17 protein-coding genes are annotated in these 23,469 nt (G+C 44.9%); all 17 read right to left on the reverse strand.

The genetic code is table 11. From position 1 onward, the window contains the following. The coding region (locus D2V05_RS13090; RefSeq protein WP_119648204.1) for a bifunctional 4-hydroxy-2-oxoglutarate aldolase/2-dehydro-3-deoxy-phosphogluconate aldolase at positions 1-506 on the reverse strand (506 nt) is incomplete at its 3' end. Positions 507-555: 49 nt separating this feature from the next. Continuing rightward, positions 556-1,605, reverse strand: coding sequence for a sugar kinase (locus D2V05_RS13095; RefSeq protein WP_119646817.1), 1,050 nt, complete (start codon positions 1,603-1,605; stop codon positions 556-558). Positions 1,606-1,734: 129 nt separating this feature from the next. Beyond that, positions 1,735-2,838, reverse strand: a complete 1,104-nt coding sequence (locus D2V05_RS13100) for a bile acid:sodium symporter family protein (RefSeq protein ID WP_119648088.1) — start codon at positions 2,836-2,838, stop codon at positions 1,735-1,737. Positions 2,839-2,868: 30 nt separating this feature from the next. Further along, entirely contained in the window at positions 2,869-5,055 is a 2,187-nt protein-coding gene (locus tag D2V05_RS13105; protein WP_220473554.1) for an outer membrane protein assembly factor BamB family protein, read from the reverse strand. A 64-nt stretch (positions 5,056-5,119) separates the two neighbouring features. Next, positions 5,120-5,581: a nuclear transport factor 2 family protein gene (locus D2V05_RS13110; RefSeq protein WP_119648090.1), complete on the reverse strand. Its 462-nt coding sequence runs from the start codon at positions 5,579-5,581 to the stop codon at positions 5,120-5,122. 7 nt (positions 5,582-5,588) lie between these two features. Further along, positions 5,589-6,533, reverse strand: a complete 945-nt coding sequence (locus tag D2V05_RS13115; RefSeq protein WP_183114836.1) for an RraA family protein — start codon at positions 6,531-6,533, stop codon at positions 5,589-5,591. 116 nt (positions 6,534-6,649) lie between these two features. Next, complete coding sequence (locus tag D2V05_RS13120; protein ID WP_119648091.1) at positions 6,650-8,149, reverse strand: mandelate racemase/muconate lactonizing enzyme family protein; 1,500 nt, start codon at positions 8,147-8,149, stop codon at positions 6,650-6,652. A gap of 24 nt (positions 8,150-8,173) precedes the next feature. Beyond that, positions 8,174-9,706, reverse strand: coding sequence for a SusD/RagB family nutrient-binding outer membrane lipoprotein (locus tag D2V05_RS13125; RefSeq protein WP_119648092.1), 1,533 nt, complete (start codon positions 9,704-9,706; stop codon positions 8,174-8,176). A 10-nt stretch (positions 9,707-9,716) separates the two neighbouring features. Continuing rightward, positions 9,717-13,217 (reverse strand): SusC/RagA family TonB-linked outer membrane protein, encoded by a 3,501-nt coding sequence (locus D2V05_RS13130; RefSeq protein WP_119648093.1) that lies wholly within the window; start codon positions 13,215-13,217, stop codon positions 9,717-9,719. A 93-nt stretch (positions 13,218-13,310) separates the two neighbouring features. Next, the gene (locus tag D2V05_RS13135; RefSeq protein ID WP_119648094.1) at positions 13,311-14,504 is read right to left on the reverse strand and encodes a FecR family protein; all 1,194 of its coding nucleotides are present in this window, start codon (positions 14,502-14,504) and stop codon (positions 13,311-13,313) included. Between the two features lie 84 nt (positions 14,505-14,588). After that, a complete protein-coding gene (locus D2V05_RS13140) occupies positions 14,589-15,131 on the reverse strand; it encodes a sigma-70 family RNA polymerase sigma factor (RefSeq protein ID WP_119648095.1) in 543 nt (180 codons plus the stop codon). Between the two features lie 254 nt (positions 15,132-15,385). After that, positions 15,386-16,960 carry a hypothetical protein gene (locus tag D2V05_RS13145; protein WP_220473555.1) on the reverse strand — a complete coding sequence of 525 codons (1,575 nt, stop codon included), beginning with the start codon at positions 16,958-16,960 and terminating at the stop codon, positions 15,386-15,388. Positions 16,961-17,126: 166 nt separating this feature from the next. Next, the gene (locus tag D2V05_RS13150) at positions 17,127-19,352 is read right to left on the reverse strand and encodes a tryptophan-rich sensory protein (RefSeq protein ID WP_119648097.1); all 2,226 of its coding nucleotides are present in this window, start codon (positions 19,350-19,352) and stop codon (positions 17,127-17,129) included. Then, the gene (locus D2V05_RS13155) at positions 19,349-20,629 is read right to left on the reverse strand and encodes a BatA domain-containing protein (protein ID WP_119648098.1); all 1,281 of its coding nucleotides are present in this window, start codon (positions 20,627-20,629) and stop codon (positions 19,349-19,351) included. Before D2V05_RS13155 ends, D2V05_RS13150 begins: the two co-directional genes overlap by 4 nt. After that, positions 20,629-21,528, reverse strand: a complete 900-nt coding sequence (locus tag D2V05_RS13160) for a DUF58 domain-containing protein (RefSeq protein ID WP_119648099.1) — start codon at positions 21,526-21,528, stop codon at positions 20,629-20,631. Before D2V05_RS13160 ends, D2V05_RS13155 begins: the two co-directional genes overlap by 1 nt. Positions 21,529-21,742: 214 nt before the next feature. Further along, a complete protein-coding gene (locus tag D2V05_RS13165; RefSeq protein ID WP_119648100.1) occupies positions 21,743-22,750 on the reverse strand; it encodes an AAA family ATPase in 1,008 nt (335 codons plus the stop codon). Positions 22,751-22,760: 10 nt separating this feature from the next. Beyond that, the gene (locus tag D2V05_RS13170) at positions 22,761-23,381 is read right to left on the reverse strand and encodes a DUF4159 domain-containing protein (protein WP_119639902.1); all 621 of its coding nucleotides are present in this window, start codon (positions 23,379-23,381) and stop codon (positions 22,761-22,763) included. Positions 23,382-23,469 lie beyond the last annotated feature (88 nt).

Below are 23,469 nucleotides of genomic sequence, written 5' to 3' on the forward strand. Positions count from 1 at the left end.
TCCACCCCGCCCGTGGGCATGATGCTCGTCCATGGCTGTGGCCCTTTTATGGCCTTTACGAACCCGGGGCCGTACGTGGAACCAGGGAACAGTTTGATCACCTCCACCCCCAGTTCCTCGGCTCGGTCGATCTCCGTAAGACTGCCACATCCCGGGCTGTACATGACCTTTCTCCGGTTGCAGGCCACGGCAATGTCTTCCCGCAAGGAAGGCGTCACGATAAAGTTGGCCCCTAATTGCATGTAGAACGAAGCGGCCGCGGCATCGGTGATGCTCCCCACCCCCATGATCATGCCCGGTAGTTCTTGGAGCGCATATTTGTTCAGTTCGGTGAACACCTCATGGGCAAAATCCCCTCTCGCCGTGAATTCCATCAACCTTGCCCCACCATCGTAACAGGCCTTCAACACCTGCTTTCCCAATTCCACATCCGGATGGTAGAACAGGGGCACCATGCCCGTTTCCTCCATTTTCCGTGCCACCTCGATCCGTGAATATCTTGCCATATCGTTCTTTTACCCTTGTCCTTTTACTTTTACCTTTTTTACTTTTGTCCTATCTGGCCACCCTTCCGGAAGCATCGCCTCCCATCAGCTTTTCGACCTCATCCACGGTCACCAGATTGGCGTCGCCCACGATCGTATGCTTCAAGCACGAAGCTGCCACCGCAAAGTTAAGCGCTTTCTGGTCATTGTTGGGCCATGTGAGCAATCCGTAGATCAATCCGCCCATGAACGAATCCCCTCCCCCTACGCGGTCCACGATATGCGTGATCTGGTATTCCGGGGAAGTGAACATGTTTTTTCCGTCATACAATACCCCGGCCCAGGTGTTGTGCGAGGCCGATAGGGAACCCCTCAAGGTAGTGATCACCTTTTTGGCGTTGGGGAACTTTTTCATCATCTGCTGGCACACGGACAAAAAGGCCTCGGCCTTTACGTGCTCTCCCTGTGTGGTGATGTCCAGTCCCTCGGGCTTTATCCCGAAATGTTTCTCCGCATCTTCCTCGTTCCCCAGAATAATGTCACAGTATGAGGTCAGTTCCGTCATGATGGCCTCCCGGTCCCCTCCGTATTTCCAGAGCTTGGCCCTGTAGTTCAGATCGGTGGAAACGGTAAGTCCGTGCTTTTTCGCCGCCTTTACCGCCTCGATGCAGGCATCGGCCGCTCCCTGGGAAATGGCCGGGGTGATCCCCGTCCAGTGGAACCATCCCGCCCCTTCAAAAACGCTGTCCCAGTCCACCATGCCCTTCTGGATCTCCGCCATGGCCGAATGGGCCCGGTCGTACACCACCTTGCTCCCCCTGGAAACGGCTCCCGTTTCCAAAAAGTAGATGCCCAATCGGTCCCCACCGAAGATGATCCTGTCCGTGCCTACCCCGCGCTTGCGCATCTCCATCAGGGCACATTCGCCCAGGTCGTTCTTGGGCAACCGGGTGACAAAGTCCACGGGAATGCCATAATTGGCCAGGGATACCGCCACATTGGACTCCCCCCCGCCGTAGACCACATCGAAACGGTTCGCCTGCGAAAACCTTAAAAACCCCGGAGGGGCCAATCGTAACATGATCTCCCCGAACGTGATCACTTTTTTTGTCCCTTTCATATGCTGTTATGTTAGTTGGTTCTTAAAATATCATTTTGTTTGAGAAAAAGAAGAACGTACTTGGGAAAGCGGTACGCTCTTCTTGAAAAACTAAACTAACTCAAACAATCAATTCTTCTATTCTTTTGATTAACTTTTTATTTCGGACACTACTTTTTCTGGGGCGCTTTTGTGCCAATAGGATGCCAGTATGGACCCGGTAATGTTCATCAGCGGACCGAAAACGGCAGGCGCAAGCCCCATGGTGGCGATCTTGCCCAACGTATTGGCGATCCCCGAGGCCAATCCCCCGTTCTGCATGCCCACTTCTATGGATATGGTACGGGCATCCCGCTCGTCCATCCCCACCACCCGTGCGAACCAATACCCCAAGAAATAGCCGAAAAGGTTGTGTGCGAGTACCAAGAGGAGCAACATGCCCCCGATATCCAGCAGACTGTCCCTGCCCGCTGCGGTGATCACGATGATGATCAGGCCTATGGCCAACATGGAAAGCATCGGCATGATGTCATCCAACCATTTGGTCTTGCCGTGCAACAAATAGTTGAACAGCAACCCGGCACCGATGGGCAGGATGATCATCTTGGTGATGCTCCACATCATGGTCAGCACATCGATCTCCACGAACTGTCCGGCCAACAGTTTCATCAACAAGGGGGTGACAAAGGGCGCCAACAAAGTGGCTATGGAGGTGATGGTAATGGACAGTGCCAGGTTGGCCTTGGCCAGGTAGGCCATCACGTTGGAGGCCACCCCGCTCGGGGAGCAACCGATCAGAACGATTCCCGCCGCTATCTCAGGAGAAAAACCGCTGATGTTGGCCAGTACGTAACCGATGATCGGCATGATGGCCAACTGTGCGGTCACGCCCACCAATACCCCTTTTGGGGACTTGATGATCCCCGCAAAATCCTTGATGCTCATCGATGTTCCCATCCCGAACATAATGATCTGGATCAACGGGATGATCAAACCAGTAAGCTTAAAGTCCCCTATCCGTACAAAATATTGGGGCCAGTACAGGGAAAGGGCCACCCCTGCGAAAATGAGCACGGCAAAAACAAAACCCTTCAACATCTTATAACCATTGAAACCAATGGCCAAAAGCACAAAAAATGCAATGATAAACGGGCCAGCCCCTGAAATGTTTCCTTGAAAAGCCTGATAAACAAAAATCAACAAGGCCACTGCTGCCAGACCCAAGGATATGTTATGTAGAGTATTCTTTTTCAAAATCAAAAGTTTTAAATGTTAGTTTCGTTATTATTCCTTTAGGGCGAAGGCGATATAATCCCCACCTGGTTTTTGTCCCCGGCCTCCACCGGCGGCAATCACCACATATTGTTTTCCATCCACTTCGTAGGTAATGGGTGTTGCAAATCCCCCTGCGGGAAGTTGATGTTCCCAAACCACTGCTCCGGTCTTTTTGTCAAAGGCCCTTATTTTTTCATCTTTTGTCCCTGCGATGAACACCAATCCACCTGACGTCACTATAGGACCGCCATAACTTTCCGTACCTGTTATGGGTACTCCCTTTTCTGTGAGTTCCGGATATTCACCGAGAGGAACCCTCCATAAATATTCCCCAGTGCTCAAATCAATCGCATTAAGGGTTCCCCAAGGTGGTTTTATGGCTGGGTACCCATTCTGATCCGTTAACTTTTTCCATGTCTTGATGACATATTTGGCTTCATACCCAAATTTCTTTCCTTCTTCTGCATCTTCTTCGCTTGCCGTTTTTTCAGGATTGGCCGTTTGGTGCATACCTGTGGGCAAATCCAAAATATAGGCAGCAATAGCCCTTCTTCCTTCTTCGGGAATATGTTGAAATGAAGGCATCCTCCCTGTTCCCGATTCAAGCAACTCCAAAATCTGTGCTTCCGTGGACCGTTCCCCAATACCCATAAGGCTCGGAAACTCAGTGGTGCCCGTTCTATCCACACCATGACACATGGCGCAGTTCCTTTGGTAACGCTCTTCTCCCGTCAAAACCTTTTCACGCTCCTTGCTTCTGGTTTTGGCATCTTCCATCACCAAAAGCCAAGGGTCATCATTGGAGTTTTGGTAGAGAACACCGTCCAAATCGGTGGCATTACCTCCCCACTCGGCCCCACCGCTGTACCCGAACATGATGGTTCCCTTTTCATTGGGTAAGGCAAACTTTTCATCTGTCCGATATTGGTCGAAGAACTCCTTGACATAGGCATACGATTCTGGAGACAAATCTGTGATGATATCCTCCGTAAAAACTTGATGCGACAACGGTTTGGGTTTCAAAGGAAACTTCTGTACCGGATAGGGGTGTTCGCCTGGCAGTCCTCCTTCTGTAGGAACCGAACGTTCCTCCATCGGAAAAATTGAAACCCCGGAATCCCTTTCCAGAACATATACAAGTCCATCCTTACTTACTTGTACCACCACATCCAACTTTTTACCATTGTGGGTTATGGTCGCTAAATTGGGTGGACAAGGCAAATCCCTGTCCCAAAGGTCATGTTGTACCGTTTGAAAATACCATTTTAGTTTTCCCGTGGCTGCATCCAAAGCTACCACACAGTTCCCAAAAAGATTCTTTCCTTCCCTATTGCCCCCATAAAAATCCGAGGATGCGGAACCTGTTCCGAAGTAGACCACTCCGCGATCCACATCCAAGGACATACCTCCCCAGCTATTGGCTCCTCCCTGTTCTTTGTAAGCCTCTTTTGGCCAAGTATCATACCCTTCTTCCCCTGGTCGGGGTATGGTATGGAATGTCCACTCTAATGCTCCTGTGATGATGTTGAAGGCACGAACGTCACCGGGAGCGGCGTTGCCTCCTTCGGAGACACTGGAGCCCGTGATGTACAAATCCTTGTAAACAATTCCCGGACTGGTGGCATTAACGGCCGAAGCACTGATATCCACATCCAAGCCTTCTGCCAAGCCTGTATGAAGATCTACCCTTCCTTGGGTTCCAAATGTTTCAATTGCTTTGCCCGTTCTAACGTTTACGGCATGGAGGAATGAACCCGAAGTATAAAGAATCCTTTTATCTTCTCCTTTTTCCCAATAGGTGATTCCCCTACTGGCACTGATGTTGTACCTTCGACCATCCGACATAGGTTCAAACTTCCAAAGTTCTTCCCCTGTGGCCGCGTTCAAAGCAAAAAGGTTAAGTTCTGGCGTTGTGCCATATAGTATACCTTCCTTTACAATGGGTTGGCATTGGATGGCCTTTTGCCTTTTAGGTATTGCTCCATCTACATAGTCACGGGCATCATAAACCCATGCCACTTCCAAATTCCGGACATTTTCTTTATTGATTTGATCTAAAGGGGAATATCTTTTGTTATTTCGATTGCCTCCATACACAGGCCAATCCTTTCCTGTTTCTAAATCGATGTATTCATCCTTTTCCGTTTCCACGGCACATCCGAATACCATAAAGCCGACCAAAACCGACAACATCATTCTTTGCATTTTAATTCATCCAGTATTTGAAATTCAAACTATACATTCCAAAACTTTCAAATTATCAGCTGGGTAGCCTATAGGCCTGACGTGCCAGAAGCACCATCTTATCATTTTCATCCAACTGGAACACCATGATGATTCCGATATGCACCTTGGCCGGTTGGCCTGCATTTGTGGCATCGGCAGAAAGTATGTGCCTAACGATGGCGACATTTTCCGATATGTTCACACTTTGATTGTCATTAGTAATGGACACAAACTGGAAGGATCCATTGACCACGTCATCAACAAATTCTGCCTTTTCCTGTATTTTTCCACTGGAGTGGCCATAGCTCAGGTTGGTAGCCGTTAAGGCATTGAGTGTGGCTTCGTCCCGTTCGATTACGGCATCATCAAACTTTTTAAGGGTCTGCAGTACCATTTCCTTATCCAATTGTTTCTGGTCCGTGGAAGAAGCACACGATGTGATGGCTATCACACCAATGAATAATATGATCTGTTTACTTATTCTTATCTTTCCCATAATCAGATCAATAATTGTTCTTTTTAAGATGGTCGTTCAATTCGGCACGGGTCATGGGTAATTTGGCATCGGGATATTTCTTGAGCCAATCCGTAAAATCGGCTTTGATCTCTGGTGTCCATCTCGTGTCGATTTGACCTGCAGTATAGGTCTTCTCACGCAATCTTTGGAAACCAAATTCATCCCGAAGTGCCACCACTTCCGAAGAAATCACCAATTCTGCCACCAAGTGTGATGGTATAAAAATAGTTCCGTGTCTGTTCGCCAAGACCACATCGCCGGGCAACACAGTGGCTCTTCCAATGCGTATCGGAGCATTGATCGTGGTAAGCATTTGCTCTTGAAGGTAGGATGGATCTTCATCACGGTACCAGCCATTGAACCCTTCAATTTCTAGGAGTCCGCCCAGATCGCGAACACCACCATCGAACACCACCCCGTTCTTGGAATTGGCATAGATGGCATTCCCCAAGTTGGAACCAATAAGGGTTCCGTCAATAATTCTTCCGTAGCCATCGGCCACATATACATCTCCGTTGACCAAAATTTCTATGGGCCAAGAATTGCTACCTCCAATGGTGTCCCTTTTTTCCTTGGCTCCCTGTAGTTTTACATATTCCTTTAGATCTGGGCGCAGGGGCACATATTGTGCGGTCACCACACGTCCGGTCATGACCCCTTCCGGATGGATGATTTTCCAGCCCCCTTCGTATTGGTTGTTGAATCCTTTTCGGCGGAGGTAGCCCCAAGCTTCCTCTATCCGTATTTTTTTCAGTCTACCCAACAGGGCATCCGATACTTTTGGCCTGCCATCGGAAAAACGCTCTCCCTTCCATTGATTGGTCAATGCTTTTATATACTCTGGGGACGAACCCACTTTTTGTGCGCTCATACCAAGTGTTACTACAAAACAGGCCAATAGCAACATGTTTTTCATTTGATTTTTTTTCATTTTAGATTTAGTTTGGTTCATCAAAAAAATTTAATCAAAGCCCATGATCTTTAAAAAATTGACCATGGGCCTATCTTTAATTAACTAAACAACTTATAAACAACTTAGCTTCACTACTAGCTATACGTTCTATCGTGTGACCTCAACTCGTCCCATTCCTTGGTTGACTTAAAGAAGCTCTTATCGGTCGGGTGCAAGTGTTCCTTGACCACGTCTTCATTCAATTCAATTCCAAGTCCAGGAGCAGTCAACGGTACCGTGGCAAATCCTTTGTCTATCATTTTGAATCCACCCACGGTTGTTACGAGGTCTTCCCACCATGGCAGATCCACTGAATGGTGTTCCAGTGCCAAGAAATTTTGGGTAGCCGCCGCACAATGTACGTTGGACATGAAAGAAACCGGGGTACCTGCTTGGTGCATGGCCATCGCAATTCCGTATTCCTCGGCATAATCGCCAATACGTTTGGTCTCCAGCAAACCACCAGATGATGCCAAATCAGGATGGATAATGTCCACCGACCTGTTCTCGATCAAAGGTTTAAAATCTTTCAACAAATAAATGTCCTCACCTGTGGTGGTAGGGGTTTCGATTGCCTCAGTGATGGTCTTCCATTGCTCGTGGTACTGCCATGGCACCATATCCTCAAACCAAGCCAATCGGTATTTATCCAATTTCTTGGCCAATCGGATTCCATTGTTCAGGTCAAAGTGGCCATAGTGATCGGTTGAAATAGGAATATCATAACCTACCATATTTCGGACATTTTCCACAATCTGGGCCAATTCATCCAACCCTTTCTCCGTAATCTGAATTTGGGTAAAAGGGTGCATGGTATTCCCATAGGACATCATGTTCCTACGATCTCCCCACTGGGCCAATACCCCTCTTTCATTTTCCCAGAACTTACTGTTTACCACGGTTCCCGGTTTTCCTCTTAGCTCACCGATGGAGACATCCATTTTTAACCAAGTATAACCTTGATCCTTGGTCCTGTACTCGATCAACTTCTTTTGTTCTTCCGGGGAACTGGCTTCTGGAGTATCGGCATACATGCGCACTTTGTCCCTGTACCTTCCGCCGAGCAATTGCCAAGCGGGAACGTTATAGGCCTTGCCACAAATATCCCAAAGGGCCATTTCCACACCACAGACACCACCTGCTTGACGTGCCGGACCTCCAAATTGCTTAATGCTCTTGAAGATTTTTTCCACGTTGCAAGGGTTCTCTCCTAAAATTCGGCTCTTCAGGAAGAGGGCATACCGTACATCGGCAGCATCCCTGACCTCACCAAGGCCATAAATGCCTTGGTTGGTCTCTATTTTGATAATGGCCGTACCTCCCATAACACTGGTCAGTGCATAGCGCATATCCGTAATCTTAAGGTCAGAGGGTGCAGACATCCTATTAACTTTAGATGTGGTCTGGGCAATCGTGTCTTCAATCCCCAAGCCCATCATGCCGGTCATGGCAATACCACCCAAAGCAGTCTTTTTCAGGAAATTACGCCTGTCATCCGTGGTCTTTGGATTGTCAATCTCAGCCTGCCTGGCCAGTTTGTAATCGTTCTCTTCTTTTTTGTTCTTTGCGATAATGTTTTTCAATACCGATTTCATACTTTTTTATATTTAGTTTGATTTTTATTCTTGGTCCCACCATACGCGGGTATCGAGGTTGTCCGGCCCCATTCGGGACACGGCCTCATTCAGATTGGCCCCATTTACCGCAATCTCTGCATTGGGGTACGTTAACCTATTGATGAAATCTCCTGTGATATCCTGACCTGGATAGGTATTCGGGGACAAATCGGGGAATCCTGATCTCCTGAAATTCGCATAAGCTTCCGGGCCATTGAGAAAGGAGGAAACCCAGTACTGCGTATTGATCAGTTCCAAATTGTTAGTCCCGTCCAAGGTATTGGCGGCCACGTAGGTATCTATATCCGCAGCATCGATGGCTGTATCGGTACCGTAAGCGGCCATTTGTTCCATGTTGGCTCGGATTCCTGCCTCAAAATAATCCTGTGGATCCCCTGTTACCCATCCCCTTTCGGCAGCCTCTGCCAACAGCAGTTGGGTCTGGGAATAGGTCAAAAGAAACTGGGGAGAACTAATGGTAACCATTCTGCTCCTGTCCACTTGGCTAAAGGCATAGAAACTTTCCAAGCCTAGGTCCGCGACCACGGGGTCAATAGACACATTATCGTACCCAACAGGCATCCCTATCTGATCTGCAGGATCCGTAGAGGCATTGTCCTCGGTCTGTTCGGCTCCAGATGCCGCTCCTACATATCGCACTGCGATAGATGCCAAGCGGGGATCCGAATTTGAGGAAAGATAATCCACAAAATACCCTGTCAAATAAAAGTTATTTGCTTCGGAACCATTAAGATAGCTCCCAATTGGGTTATTGAAATTGTTGTCATGCCTCACCACAAAATTATCGTCGTTGGATTCCAATACTCCTCCGTTGAACGCATATTGAACGGTTTCTTGGGCCAGTTGCGCGTCTACCTTCACCAATCGCATTCCTATCCTGAGTAAAAGGGAATATCCCAGTTTTCTCCATTGATCAAGATTTCCTGCATACATGACCTCACCATCTTCATCTTCGGCTGCGTCTGAAAAACCCTCCACCGCTACTTTCAATTGGGCAATCATATCGGTATAGATGAATTCCTGGGAATCGTATTTGGGCAGTACAATTTGATCGGAAAAACCTTTACCTGCTTCAGAATACGGTACATCACCATAGGTGTCGGTCAATACCATGAAGGCATAGGACTGTATAATCGTGGCCATGTGCAGAAGATTGCTCCTTTCCGGTTTATCGGCCAATTGGGCAATCAAATCACCTGTATGTTTGATCACGTTCTCATAATAATCGGTCCATTGCAATTCGGTTGCACTACGGTTATCCTGATTGTAGTTGGCCCCGGTCAAAATACCCGAGTTCGGGGTTACCATTTGTTGTACGATACCCATATCATAGATGACCTGTCCATTGGAAAAGGACAAACCTATGATGGCATTGTTCAACAAAAAAGCCGGGTCGACACTTTCACTGGTCGGATCTACTGAATTGGTGTTTATTTCATCGAAATCCTTCTCACAACCAATAAAGAGGAACACAACCATGAGCATTGTTGCTATGATCTTTTTATTGTCTTTCATAATTCTTCTCTTAAAATTTTAGATTTAGATTAAAGCCCATGCTACGTGTTGTTGGCACACCGGTAGACTCTAATCCCGATACATTGTCCGAGCTATAACTGAAAGAATCCGGATCAATATTATCCACCCATTTCTTGAGCAATAGCACGTTGTTGGCCACAAAACTCAGTGTAACCCCCCTCACGAAGGAATCCTCAGGAATAAATTTTCTGAAATCGTATCCTAGGGTCACCTGTCTCAATTTCCAATATCCACCGTTATACACAATGGGCTCTATGATCTGTGAAGACCTAACGACTTCCCAATATCTTTGGGATTCCGTGGCCACGGTATTGGTCTCTCCTGCTTGGTTTACCCCATCACCGATTACACCTGTATCCCTTCCTGGAAGGGTCATTTTGTGCAATCCATGGCGAACCGCGTTGAAGTTGGTTCCAGAAATCATTTTGTTGCCCAACTTGAAATCTATCAAGAAGGAAAAGTTGAAATCCTTGTACTTAAACGTGTTGGTGATACCTCCAACCCATTTGGGAAGGGCACTACCAAAGTATTGGATCTCGTCCGTTCTAAGGGCACGTCCATCGTCCCCAAAAATCTGTCTTCCTTGGTCATCACGCTTAAAACCAAAACCGGCCAACTGTCCGATTTCCTCACCAACCACTTGGTACAAAAATCCATTGAAAACGTGGTTACCCACTAAAATGGATTCTCCAGGAGTGTCGGTCAAAAGACTGATTACCTTGGTCTTGTTATACGAAGTGTTTACATTTACATCCCATCGGAAATCATTGGTTCTGATTGGGTTGAGGCTAAGCATGGCTTCTATACCATCACTTCTACTCTCCCCACTATTGATCAAGGTGCTCACAAATCCTGAAGTATTGGAGATTTGTGCTGGAATAATCTGATCGATCGTGGTCTTGCGATACACGGCAACATCCAATCCAACCCTATTATCGAACATTCTTAGATCGAGCCCGATTTCCGTTTCCTTGGTACGCATGGGCCTCAAATCAGGATTGGGCAACGTACTGGTATTGGCTCCTGCCACTGGTTGGGCGTCCCCATTGATATTAGGAAAAAAGTTGGAATTGATATCATAGAACAAAGCGTCTGAATATGGAGGTACATCGGTATCACTACCCACCTCAGCATACGCTACACGTAGCTTTGCAAACGTGAGCCAATCCGGTTGTTCCGCAAAGGCATTGGAAACGATGTAACTGGCAGAAACCGAAGGATACAAGATGCTCCTATTCTCTGGGGACAGAGTAGAAAACCAGTCATTCCTCAACGTGGCACTCAAGAAGTAGGTATCCTGAAAAGAAATATCAGCAGCACCATACAAAGAATTTACCGCACGCTCCGACAGACTATAGGAAGGATCTTTTACACGACCATTTTGAACGGTATACAATCCCCTAATCACAAAATCAGTAACGTCTACTCTATTTACATCAAGGGTGCGTTTCATTCTGTTACCACCCACATTTACTCCGATGGAAAGGTCCTCTGAAAGATCCTTGTTGGCCGAGATAAGGAAATCTACGTTGGTTTCCCTAAACCTTCTTGCTTCCTGGGTATAAGTACCATTAACAAACCCTTCAGGTGCCGAGGCCCTTGATGCCTGTCCTGTTGGGTATCCGTTGTAATCCTGGGCCCTTGACCAATAATCCTGTCCTCCACGAAGTTGTGCGTTCAACCAAGGAAGGATGTCGTACTTGATGGCGATGTTACCAAAAATACGGTCCCGCTTGATATTGTTGAATTGTTCTGATAGTGTAAAGTAAGGGTTTGTCCTGTTCCTGAATCGGGAATACACATACTCATTTCCGTTTTCATCAAACTTGTTCGCTTCCAACACATCCAAAGGCATGGAATTCGCCAAGTTGAACAAGGAAACCGGAATGGTATTGTCCTGTTGCCCAACGTTTGGAGGATTTGTGTTTTTCTCGTTCGAGTAATTGATATGTGCTTCAAAACTCAATTTATCGGAAAGGTCATATGTGGTTCCCAAACTGATGGTGCTCCTAGCAAATTCATTGTTCGGGGTAATGCCCTCGCTTTTCAAATTTGAAAGGGAAACATTGAACCCGCCTTTTTCATTTCCCCCGGCAAAGGAGATGGAATTGGTCACGTCCAAACCGTTCCTATAGAATTTTTTGATCCTATCGTAAACCGGCTCATAGGGAACTTCAAGCCCATTGAAAAGAATTTGGGTCATGCCCGGTTGAAAACGTTCCCCAAAGGACCATTGTCCAGAAGTAGGGTTGGCAGAAGTGGGTCTGACCCCATTTTCACCTTGTCCATACTCATATTGGTAATCTGTAAAATCCAAAGGGGTATGGTTGGTCACGTTCAAATTATAGGTGATTCCCAATCCATCGCCTGATCCACGGCTCTTAGTGGTAATCATGATGACCCCATCCTTAGCCCTAGATCCGTATAGTGCTGCTCCCGTGGCGCCTTTTAAGATAGTCATACTTTCAATATCATCGGGGTTGATACTGGAAAAACCATCACCCCCATCCGAAAATACGCCTCCACTGTTGGTTCCCACTTCGGTGCTTGTACTACCTGGACTGGTTCCAAAGGTTGTATTGTCTATAGGAACGCCGTTAACCACAATCAGAGGATTGTTGGTCCCCGAAATGGAAGACTGGCCTCGAATCCTAACTTTGGAAGATCCTCCAGGTCCTGTGCTTAAAGAAGAAACGTTGACCCCTGCTACTTTGCCCTGAAGGGTATTCATAAAGTTGGAAGACCGGTTTACGTTGACCTCATCCGCATCCACTTGGGCCACAGAATAACCCAATTTTTTGGTTTCTTGCTTGATCCCCAAAGCTGTAACCACAACTTCGTTCAGGTTTTGGGTATCCTCCTGCAGTACCACATTCAGTACAGTGGCCCCACCTACGGGAACCTCCTTTTTGGCAAATCCTATGGAACTTACCACCAAAATTGCATTGGGGTTTTGAACCGTAATCTGATAAAGGCCGTCAAAATCGGCCGCTACACCATTGGTAGTGCCTTTTTCAATCACGGAAGCTCCGGGAATAGGTGCTCCATTGGCGTCGGTTACCTTACCGGATATTGTGTTTTGAAGAGCCTTTGCATCGGAATATCCCACTTTTGTTGGGTCATCCATAAGGCTGGGCCTAAGCTTCAACACAATCTGTTGTTTGTTGAAGACATAGAGGACATTGGTGCCCTGGAATAACTGATCTAAGATTTCTGTGATCAGTTTTTGGTCTGCCGATACCGAAACCTTTCGGTGTGTATCGATTTTTTTGTTGTCGTAAAAGAACTTGAACTCTGACACAGATTCGATTTGCTCGAACACTTGCGCAATCTCCACATTATCCATGGCCAATGAAAGTCTGGTTTTCTGGGAATAGGAATTGGCATGTGTCGAGAAAAATGAAACTATAAAAAGAAAAACGGTCAGTTTCACGGTTAACGACAGGTTGTTAGTTAAACAAGGCAGAGTGCGCTTGATGTAATTTTTCATACCTTTGTAATGTTTTTAGTTAACTTATTTTTTTAAGTTGATAATCTCAATCGGGAAACATGTTGCAGCATTTCCCGATTTTTTTATGTGCATTTATTTCATAGGCAAATCAGGGTTTTGGTTATTTAATATGGTTATTTGCTTTCCATCTATTTTATAATCGAATTTGGTTTCCGATACAAAGGTGTTGAGCACCTCCTCCATAGATTCCACATCGAAAGTTGCCGTGAAGATTCGATTGTTCAATGCTTCGTTCCTGTTTTCTATGGAAACCCCATAATGTCTTTCCAGTTTTTTGATGATGTCCCTGAACTTCATTCCCCTCAATACAAGTTTACCTTGCATCCAACTGGTATACAAGTTGGTATCCACCTCTTCTGTTATAGCGGATTTGGATGTTTTGTCCCATTGGGCCATGTATCCAGGCTCAAGAATTACTGAGGAAATATCTTCACCAATATTTTCTGGAGTAGCGTTGACCCTAACCGAACCTTCCACCAATACGGTATTGATGTTTTCTTCTTCGGGATATGCCGAAACATTGAACTTTGTTCCCAATACCTGAACGTCCATGTTATCACTGGTCACCACAAAGGGATGTTCCTTGTCCTTGGTCACTTCAAAAAATGCCTCTCCTTGCAAATAGACCTGTCTCTTTTTGCCCGGTAAAAAGGTTACCGGATATCTCAAAGAGGATCCTGCATTCAAAAACACATGGGTATTATCGGAAAGAATGATGTCGAAACGCTGACCATTGGGTATGGTCAAGGTATTATAAACCAGTTCATCCATGTTTTCATTGTTTGCGTAGTTCAGTTGGTGACCGCTCCTTTGCCCAAGTTTGTTTCCTTGTTTGTCCACCAATTCTTGCTGGCCAGAGGATGAAAGCTCGATTTTTTCACCATTGTCGAAAACAATTACAATACCCTCCTGTTGCTGAACGGGAGCATCCACAGTCGTCTCATTCTTGAAGTTTTGGTTCCAATAGAAATATCCGGCAGAAAGGGCAACAACCAATATGGCCGCATACTTGTAAGTAGCCCTAAGCATTTTTCTGGTCTTGGTCCGCTTGGCTGATGAATATTGCATCATCACCTTTTTCCAAGCCTCATTAGGGTTCAATTGGGCCAATCGAGAAATATCACCTCCATTTTTATAGTAGTTTTCTATACTTTGATACAGAAATTGATTTTCATCGGAATCCGCTAACCAATTATCCAATTCGGACTTTTCCGATTCACTAAGTGTTGAAGTAAGCTTTTTGTATACCAACAAGGCAATTTCCATAGGAACTCTACTTAACGGTGATGGCACCTTTTACCTATAGAATTATCAAAACAGAAAAACGGGTAGCGGAAATTTGTTAAAAAATCAATTTTTAACACTTAAAAAAGTAACAATGGCAATAATCAAGCTAAAAAAATATGACCCACTTAGTGTGTGGCGAAGTATTTTGAAGGCCTTTTTTAAATGGTATTTTACTGTGTTCGTGGATATTCCCATGATATCTGCCGTGCTTTTGTACTGTAATCCTTCAATGATACAAAGTTCAAAAACCCGTTTGCTTTGTTCGGGTAATACGTTGAGTGCCTTTTGAACTTTTGCCCTTTCTTCCCTATCAATAAGTTCTTGTTCATAAGAGGTATAGAACAGAGAAATAGCATCGTCCAGTTTTCGAACCTTTTGTTCCGATTTTATTTTTTGCAGACTTGTATTTTTTACCGCCACTTTAACGTAGGATGCCAAATTCTCAATCTTATTTAAATCGCTACGGGTAAGCATTTTGACCATGACATCCTGTACCACATCCTCTGCTGCCTGCATGTCATGAAGAAATGCAAAGGAGAGCATACACCATTCTTGGTAGTGCTCCAAAAAAATCTTCTTAATGGTATCTTCGGTCGGTTTTTTCATTGATCAAAAAATGCACCCTTAAGATTGAGGTTATTTTCTATTGAGAAATAGATAAAATAAGCGCCAAAATTTTGAAAAATCCATCTAATATATTCAAATAATTCTGAATATGTAAAAATCGACCTAAAAAGAATTATGATAAACTTCTGATAACCTTTTATTTATTCTTTATTATATCATACCCTTGCTGAAACTTTCAGATATAGGAAACCAAGATTCCCAATGGTAAAATCTAAGTATGGTTTCAAAAACTGTCAAGCGGATAATTTGGGCTCCAACCACAACCAGCCCATGCACAATAGAAACAATACAAAAAACCAAGTCGGCGGAATAGGTTCTAGCGTTTGGGTTGAAGTTATTTTGCTTTCCTCTACGCTTTTCCCCATCCCAAATTCCCTCAAATTGGCTTCCCGTGTCTGCTTTTCCGAAACCGTTTTTCGTTGAAAATCATCATACACATAATAATGGAAATCAGCAGCGGAGTCTTTTTGGATTTGCAATTGATTCCAGCCTGGGTTCCTAGGATATGTCGTCCCTTGCCATACCGTTGAAATTTCCAGATTTTGAATAAGGGAAATTGCAGCCTCGTCGGATTTAACGTATGGTGTGGGCAGGCCCGTTCTCAACTTAAAATGAAAAGGTTTATCCGGTTTGGGGATTTCAGTAATGGACTCCCATTCGGCAGGCATTTCACTCTTACGCACGATTCCGTTCAAAATTTTGGACCACAGGAATGCATAATATTCTTGGTCCCCCTCTAAAATGAGTTGGTAGCTGTTTTTCAATACCGTTGTGGCTATCTTACCCTTTCCTTTCACCAAATAGGAAGCTATGGATACTGAATCCATCAAAATGGATTGGGCCGGAAAACTCCCTTGAAATGCATACGGGTATTTTTCCAAGGCATGGGAAGGCCCATCAAAAGAAACCTTCTCGGAATAATCCGGTACAAACTCCAAAAAAGCGTTTTTTGAACGTTTAAAAAAAGAAGCATTGGGCTGAACGAAAACCCCCAACCCATCATCCTTAATACTTTTTTCGAGAGCCGAACGTGAAGAATTATTCAAATTGTCATAGGAATCCGCATCAATGATGAGCAGGTCCAACTCTTCCAAAGCCTTTTGGGTAAACTGGTAAATAGGATTGGCTGCCCCATTAAAATACTCAAACTTATACTTGTTTTTGGTCAACTGGGAACGTACCGAAACTTGATGCCCCATTTCTGCCAAATAGTTTTTTAAGTACTTGGTCTCAAATGTGGGAAAATCGTTGACTATCAATACTTTTAAAGGTTCTCTTTCCTCAATTTCTACTGGTAAAGGTTCCACCGACACCATCGCCCCACTTGAATCTTTTTCCACTAAAGCATATTCAAATCTGCCGCCGGCCTTGGGCCGAGTGCCCAATGTTACTTCGGTGTAGGGATCATCTTCAAAAAGTACGGAATCCAAAGAATTGCCCCCATTGTCCAGCAGCACGGCCCAATGATTTTTTTTGGGTTGAACATATTTGGCCATCACCTGAAAGCCATCACCCAAATTGATGTGGCTATCATGCTGGATCTCCGACCAACCTTTTGTTTCATCCGCTCCTAAAAATGTTATGGACTCACCCTGTAATTGCCAAAAATCGAAGGGTTGCACCCCACTTCCCAAGAGGAACAGGGAATCGGCTTCGTCCGTAACCATCAACACTTTTCCTGGAATATATTGTTCTACTGGAATGCGCTTGTATTTCGATTTTAAGCTATCCAGTTGAGTTAATCGGAATCCTTCAGTCAATACAACACCCCTACCTTTGGCTTGCTCTTTTGGAAGGGCTGGTTTCAAAATAATCAAGGCCAAACAAGATAACCCGATGAAGGCCAATATGATTTTAATCCAAAATCTTCTTTCTCTTCTTTGTGACCATTCTTTCCAAATAAAAATGGTCCATAAGACAACCAAGCCCAAAACTATGGGCCACAGAAATTTTGAGTTCAATAGGGTCAGTCCATCAATCATTCTTACCCAATTCGTTTATGAATAACCTATTGATTTCATCCTCATACTGGTTTCCCTTGCCTGGGTTGTTTTCGACTTGTGGTATCACCGAAAGCAGGTTTTTCTGAACCTCACCGTATTTCTCCTTTGTTCTGTTTATGGACTTGTCCAGATCCCGAAGCCCTTGAAGCACTTTTAAATATTTCACTGGTTCTTCAACAGCATTTTTAGCCAATTCGTTACCCGCATTTTGAAAAAGTACTCGATCCATTTCCGTAAAATTGGACCCTTGGATCAGTTGTTGCAATCTTGATACTGTTTTACGGGAAGAAGCAAAGGACATCTGGTACTCAAACTCTTGTTTTTTGTCATAGTTGGAAATGGCCTCAATATCTCCCGTAAGTCTTTTTTCTTCCTTGATAGGCGGTGGGTCAAAGCCTATTCGGTGCACATAGATACGGGCACTGTTCTTGATTTCTTGAATGATCTTTAAGGCCTTGTACTGATACGGTAACGATTTCTCCGGCTGGTACAATCTGAGGTACAGTTCCGCATCCCACATAATACTCAACGCGTCCCTGAGCTTTGCTTTCAATGATTTTTCGAACAAGGTGGATTCCTCTGGGTCATCATGGTTATGGAGGTAATCGTGCAAAGGGTCTTCCTCTTCCTCTCCTCCTTCTTCACCATGCTCTTCATGTTCTTCGACCAAGTTGTGTTCGTTATCGCTATCGTGTTTATGGCTATAGGCATCCAAAAGGTCTTTTTCTTCGCCTTCCTCCCCCTCATGTTGTTCGCTTTCAACGGAACTCACTTGTCCAGGAGCAGCCTGTAATTCAGTTTCGTCGCCCATAAACTGACCGTATTTTAACCGAAGGGATTTTTGGTCAAAACCCAGTTCATTGCTCTTGAACTTAAAATCCTTTTCAGAAAGGTTGGGTTGGTCCTTAATCAATCTTTCGGTATCGATAATCAATTGTCGCTGACTCCTAAAATAATCGGGCATTTGATCCACGCCCAAGGTGCTCTCCACGGCAAAATCATCGGTAATGGTGTCGCGAATAACTGCAAAGTATGTCTCACTTCTCGAAATATTGGGAGTCGGAATTTTATTGTCCTTAGCCTCCACATAAAAGTAAAGCTCATCCCCTGGATCCATTTTCAATTTGTCCAGATCCAGTAGCTTTTTCAGTTGCAATTGTTTTTTTCCTTTGGAAAGTGTACCGTCAAAACGAATGGTCTCCTCGCGAAACTTGACCGATTCCCCGGAACCCTTGCTCACCGTTGCTACAATGTAGGCGTCGTTGATTCCAAAATCGTCCGAGACCTTGGTGTTCAGAGGCAATTGCTTCACCTCATCAAATTCAAAATAGCTGTATTGGTCCAATCCGTCAATTTCAACCAAGGGAGCTTGATCTTCAATCGCTTCCAAGGAATACAGATCGGTCACAAATTTGTTTCCGTTTGCGTCCTCAAATGAAAAACTATAAAACCCTGATGTTTCCAATGTTTGGGAAAGATTAAAACCTCCATTCTTTTGACTCAGGGTAAATATTTCTCCCATCCTGTCCATGCGAACGTTGGAAACTTCCCCGTCAAATTCCAATTGCCACGAAATCACAGCACCAGTTACGGCGCTAATATTCGGGTTCTCCGTACTTACGCTGGCAATGTCGGTATAATCAGGTTGATCGATGGTAATCTTGGTCGAGCTGAGTTTGGGGATTGCTACATTGGTTTCCACGGAATCCAAAGGAGCAAATTGTATGCTTTGAGGGGTTGAAGGTGTTTTTGGATTTTGCTGAAATTCCTTCAGCATAAATTGGGTGGCCAGTCCAATCATAATCAACCCGAACATCACCATGGCCGCCATGGGTAGCTGATGCGGAGGTTTCAATTTAGGAATGACTGCATCCAATTGAGCAGCCACACGATAGCGTTGTAACTTGGAAAGATTGGAAAGTTCGGATGGTGGCATCAGCAACAGGACACTGCTATAACCAGCTTCCGGTACATGGGCATCCACATAAGCGACCGTTTGCTCCGAAGACAATTTCCAAGGCTTGAAAAGTAATAAAGCTACCGCCATACCCACGACAAAACCTAAAATCCCAAGGTAGAAACTCTGGCTTGCCAGATAAGCAAGACCGGCAACGCCAAAAGCATACAAAATACATTCCGTGTACTGCACCAGTTGCCATCGCCTTTTAAAGTCGTTCAATCGCTCATCCCCCATCATTGTCTTTTTACATATGCGGTTACACGTTCCAAGATCATGAAAAGCACCAGTATCCAAAACACCCATTGGGATACATCCAGTAGTGTAGTCCTTTCCTTTTTCTTAGGCTCTCCAACATAGTTGGGTCTTAATTCCGACACATCCATTTGGCGCTCATCATATTGGGTTACCAATGGTGTTACGGCCGAATCCAAATCCAAAAGGCGTAGCAATTGTTCCGTAAAATGCTGTTCGGTGGTATTTTCCGTATTCAATTTTGAAGTAAGCCAATACACATTGGATTGGCCGCTTTCCTCAATCAATGAATTGGATAATGTGTTCTTCTGGAAGATCAACCATTTCCCCGGTTTGGGCTCCCAATCGTCCTTGCGAAGCCAAATATTCAAGCCGGTCTCGTCTTCATTTACAACATCAGCATCAACGCTTTGGACTTGGATTTTTCGATCCAAAAACTTCGAAAGCGCACGAAAGGAAGCTTCCAGATATTGCCGATCCGTTTCGAATTCTGTATCCGCCATGATGTTGATATGGATCGTATCCAAATCCACTAAGGGTACAGTTTGCATATTCCCATCGACCTCTAATTTCAAACTATCCTTCTGCACGCTAAATCCATCGGATAGTGTTTGCTTTTTGAAATAGGTGGTTTGTCCGTTACCTTCCAACGAAACCAATTCCAACTCTTTTTCTCTTTGATAAGCCAAGAGCGGTTTTTCAAAAAGGGTATCGGACTCCATTACTACCCAATGGATTTTTTTGTGGGTCTTGGGCCGCATGGATTTCACCCCTTCCACATATGCCCTTGTAAAAACCACGATACTGTCCGAAGCCAAAGAATCCATCCGTTGCACCAACTGCCAATATAGCGGAACCATAGGTTCCGATGGTAACTCCAAATCCTGTTTCCATTCTGGAAATCCTTGTTTTAAGAGCAATACTCGTGAGGTTTCCCCTAAACTATCCAACAATCCTATTAATGAGGAATGATGGGCCAAAGAAGGCTCCACCAAATAAGTTATCTGTTTTTTATTGGGTTGGATGCGCCATTGTGGACCGGCCATCAACATCACCACCAATGCCAAGATTAACATCCGAAGCAACAATAACAACCATTCGTTCAGTTGTATGCTGCTGGATTGTCTGGAATTGGATTCGTCCAACAATTGAACACTTCCAATTTTAATGGTCTTGGCCTCCTTTTTACTCCACAAATGAATGGCCAAGGGAACCAGAAGTCCCAGCAAAGCCCACAAGTATGTCGGATGGGTGAAAACCATTAATTGAGTCGTATACGTTCTTTTAAAAATAATTGCAGGGCATCACCCAAATGGGCATCCATGCGAAATACATAATGGCTGATGCCTTGTGAGAGCAATCTTTCCTTGGTTCGGGCAATCTTATCTTCCAATGCTTTCAAATAAGCTGCTTTGGCCTTGTTGACATCTACCTTGACCTTGGTTCCGGTTTCCAAATCCTCAAAAGTGACGGACTTTTTAAAATCAAAATCCATTTCGTTCCCCGCCATAATTTGGATGACCACCACCTCGTTGTTAGCCGTTTTCAAACTTTTGATAAAATCCGAAAGCTCTGCGGTTTCCTCGTACATATCGGTCAAAAAGAAAACCAATTCCTTGGTGCCCCTGTTGTGTATTCGTTTTGCCGCCACGGAAAGTTCTGGCCATTTTCCTTTGGAAGAAATTTGAAGGAGTTCCAACAACATCCGGTTGTAATGTTTTTGATCCGCTTTGGGATAGATGCTCACAAAGTCATCTTGGTTCAAGGCAAAAAGACCAACGGCATCTCCTTGCTTTTGGGCCAAGTGCGACAAACAGGCCACCAAAATTCTTGCAAATTCTAGCTTAGAGACCCCATTTTCGGTGTGTTCCATGGAAGCACTGGCATCCACAATGAATTTGACCACCACTTGACTTTCCACTTCGGACTGTTTGATGTAATATTTTCCCGAGCGTGCCAACATTTTCCAGTCCAGCAATCTTAAGTCATCTCCGGGTTCATAACCACGGTATTGACTAAACTCCATACCAGGACCCACACTCTTACTCCGGTGCAACCCGGACAAATAGCCTTCCACCACAATACGGGATATCAGGGAAAGTCCCGACACCGTATTGATAACTTCTGGTTTTAATAGATCGTGGTAATCCCTTGTGGCCATTGTTTATTTTGTTAGACTTTTATTGTTAGAACCATTGAGCTAGAATTATAAAAAGAATTGTCACCAATACCAGACCAACAATTACTGAGTACTGTTCATACATCATGTCAACAAACTTACCTTTGAATCCGTGCCAAACCCAAAGCACAATTCCTCCAAAAAATCTAAATATTATAGTACCACCCATCATCGTCCATTATAACTCGGGAAAACCTTACTTCCCATCTTTTAATTTGATGGCATCCAAGATGTGTTGGGTCACTGCATCCGAAGTGATACCTTCGGCCTCGGCCCTAAAATTCACCAACACTCGATGGCGCAACACAGGCAATGCCACTGTTTTAAGGTCCTCCAAAGAGACAGCCAAGCGTCCTTCCAAAAGGGCATTGGCCTTGGCCGTCAAGATCATGGCCTGCCCGGCACGGGGACCTGCTCCCCAGTCCACCCATTGTTTTACATAGTCCACAGAAGTAGTATCTGGTCTTGTGGCACGGATCACATCACTCACATATTGGATAAGTCCATCGCTAATGGAAACTTCCCGCACCAATTGCTGCAACCGCACAATATCATCACCAGTAATCACCTTGTTCAATTGGGCCTTTTTGGTTCCTGTGGTCGCCTTTAAAATGGCCGTTTCATCTTTGTCCGTTGGATAGCCAATTTTGATGTATAACAAGAAACGATCCTGTTGCGCTTCTGGCAATACAAAAGTCCCAGACTGTTCAATCGGGTTTTGGGTCGCCAAAATGAAAAAGGGTCTATCCAAAGGATAGGTCTTGTCCCCATAGGTCACTTCAAATTCTTGCATGGCTTCCAAAAGGGCCGCTTGCGTCTTAGGCGGGGTCCTATTGATCTCATCCGCCAAAATGATATTGGAAAAAATGGGACCCTTGTTGAACTTGAAGAATTTTTTACCCGTGGTATGGTCCTCTTCCAATATTTCGGTTCCTATAATATCAGAAGGCATCAGATCCGGGGTAAACTGTATCCGCTTGAATTTTAAATCGATGGCATTGGCAAGGGTTCGAATCATCAAGGTCTTGGCAAGTCCGGGTACACCTTCCAAAAGGGCATGGCCGCCGGCCAAAAAGGTAATGAGCAATTGGGACACGGTTTCTTCCTGCCCGATGATCACCTTGCCTATTTCTTTTTTGAGCGCCTTGAGCTTATCGGAGAGCCCCTCCACCTCGCTCGCAATTTGTTGTAGTTCTTTGTCCAAGTTAGTATCGTTAAGAGGTTAGGGCATAAAGGACAATATTCACCGCAAACCGGGTATTGTCAATTTTATACCATCGTTTGTTCCTAAAATCGTAATCCCATTCGCAACCATAATCCTTGTTGCTGTAGAGTACCCCAATGCGCCCATTGATGATGATGGCCTTGAGGTAATCGTGCACCAGATCATCCCCCCAACCATTCAGTTCTTGGGAAGTGGTGGGCGGACCGTCCTCAAATTCAAAAAAAATGGAATAGATCTCATGATCGTTCGGGATTTTTTGCAGCTGACCCGGTCCAAAGATCTCTTCCATCTGCCGTTCAAAGGATTTGGCAAAAAGCCCATCGATGTCGTGGTTGCAATCGTCAGCAAAAACAAATCCACCATTGCGGACGTATTTTTCAAAGTTTTCCCTTTCCTTTTTGGTGAACTGGACCAATTTATGTCCCGAGATATAGCAAAAGGGACTTTTGAAAATATCGTCGCTCGCCAAAGTGATGATCTTTTCTTGGGTGTCCACTTTCAAGGTCGTGTACTCGACCAACGAATTCAACAGATTGGAGGGCATGCGTTGATCCACGTCCCAATCGCCGGATTCGTATTGTAAACGGGTGAAAAAGAATTCGTTGTCCACTGCCATAAAGGTTGTAGGCTACACCATTATCAAAATAAAAACTGGCGGTTTCGGAGCACCTCAACCACCAGTTTGCTTTTGTTCGAAT

This window comes from Flagellimonas pelagia (genome assembly GCF_003584135.1).
GTDB classification, from domain to species: Bacteria; Bacteroidota; Bacteroidia; order Flavobacteriales; family Flavobacteriaceae; genus Flagellimonas; species Flagellimonas pelagia.

Excerpts from the sequence above, each read along its gene's own strand:
- D2V05_RS13095 (WP_119646817.1), bottom strand. The coding sequence starts at position 1,605 with ATGAAAGGGACAAAAAAAGTGATCACGTTCGGGGAGATCATGTTACGA.
- D2V05_RS13105 (WP_220473554.1), bottom strand. The coding sequence starts at position 5,055 with ATGATGTTGTCGGTTTTGGTCGGCTTTATGGTATTCGGATGTGCCGTG.
- D2V05_RS13110 (WP_119648090.1), bottom strand. The coding sequence starts at position 5,581 with ATGGGAAAGATAAGAATAAGTAAACAGATCATATTATTCATTGGTGTG.
- D2V05_RS13115 (WP_183114836.1), bottom strand. The coding sequence starts at position 6,533 with ATGAAAAAAAATCAAATGAAAAACATGTTGCTATTGGCCTGTTTTGTA.
- D2V05_RS13120 (WP_119648091.1), bottom strand. The coding sequence starts at position 8,149 with ATGAAATCGGTATTGAAAAACATTATCGCAAAGAACAAAAAAGAAGAG.
- D2V05_RS13125 (WP_119648092.1), bottom strand. The coding sequence starts at position 9,706 with ATGAAAGACAATAAAAAGATCATAGCAACAATGCTCATGGTTGTGTTC.
- D2V05_RS13130 (WP_119648093.1), bottom strand. The coding sequence starts at position 13,217 with ATGAAAAATTACATCAAGCGCACTCTGCCTTGTTTAACTAACAACCTG.
- D2V05_RS13135 (WP_119648094.1), bottom strand. The coding sequence starts at position 14,504 with ATGGAAATTGCCTTGTTGGTATACAAAAAGCTTACTTCAACACTTAGT.
- D2V05_RS13140 (WP_119648095.1), bottom strand. The coding sequence starts at position 15,131 with ATGAAAAAACCGACCGAAGATACCATTAAGAAGATTTTTTTGGAGCAC.
- D2V05_RS13150 (WP_119648097.1), bottom strand. The coding sequence starts at position 19,352 with ATGATGGGGGATGAGCGATTGAACGACTTTAAAAGGCGATGGCAACTG.
- D2V05_RS13155 (WP_119648098.1), bottom strand. The coding sequence starts at position 20,629 with ATGGTTTTCACCCATCCGACATACTTGTGGGCTTTGCTGGGACTTCTG.
- D2V05_RS13160 (WP_119648099.1), bottom strand. The coding sequence starts at position 21,528 with ATGGCCACAAGGGATTACCACGATCTATTAAAACCAGAAGTTATCAAT.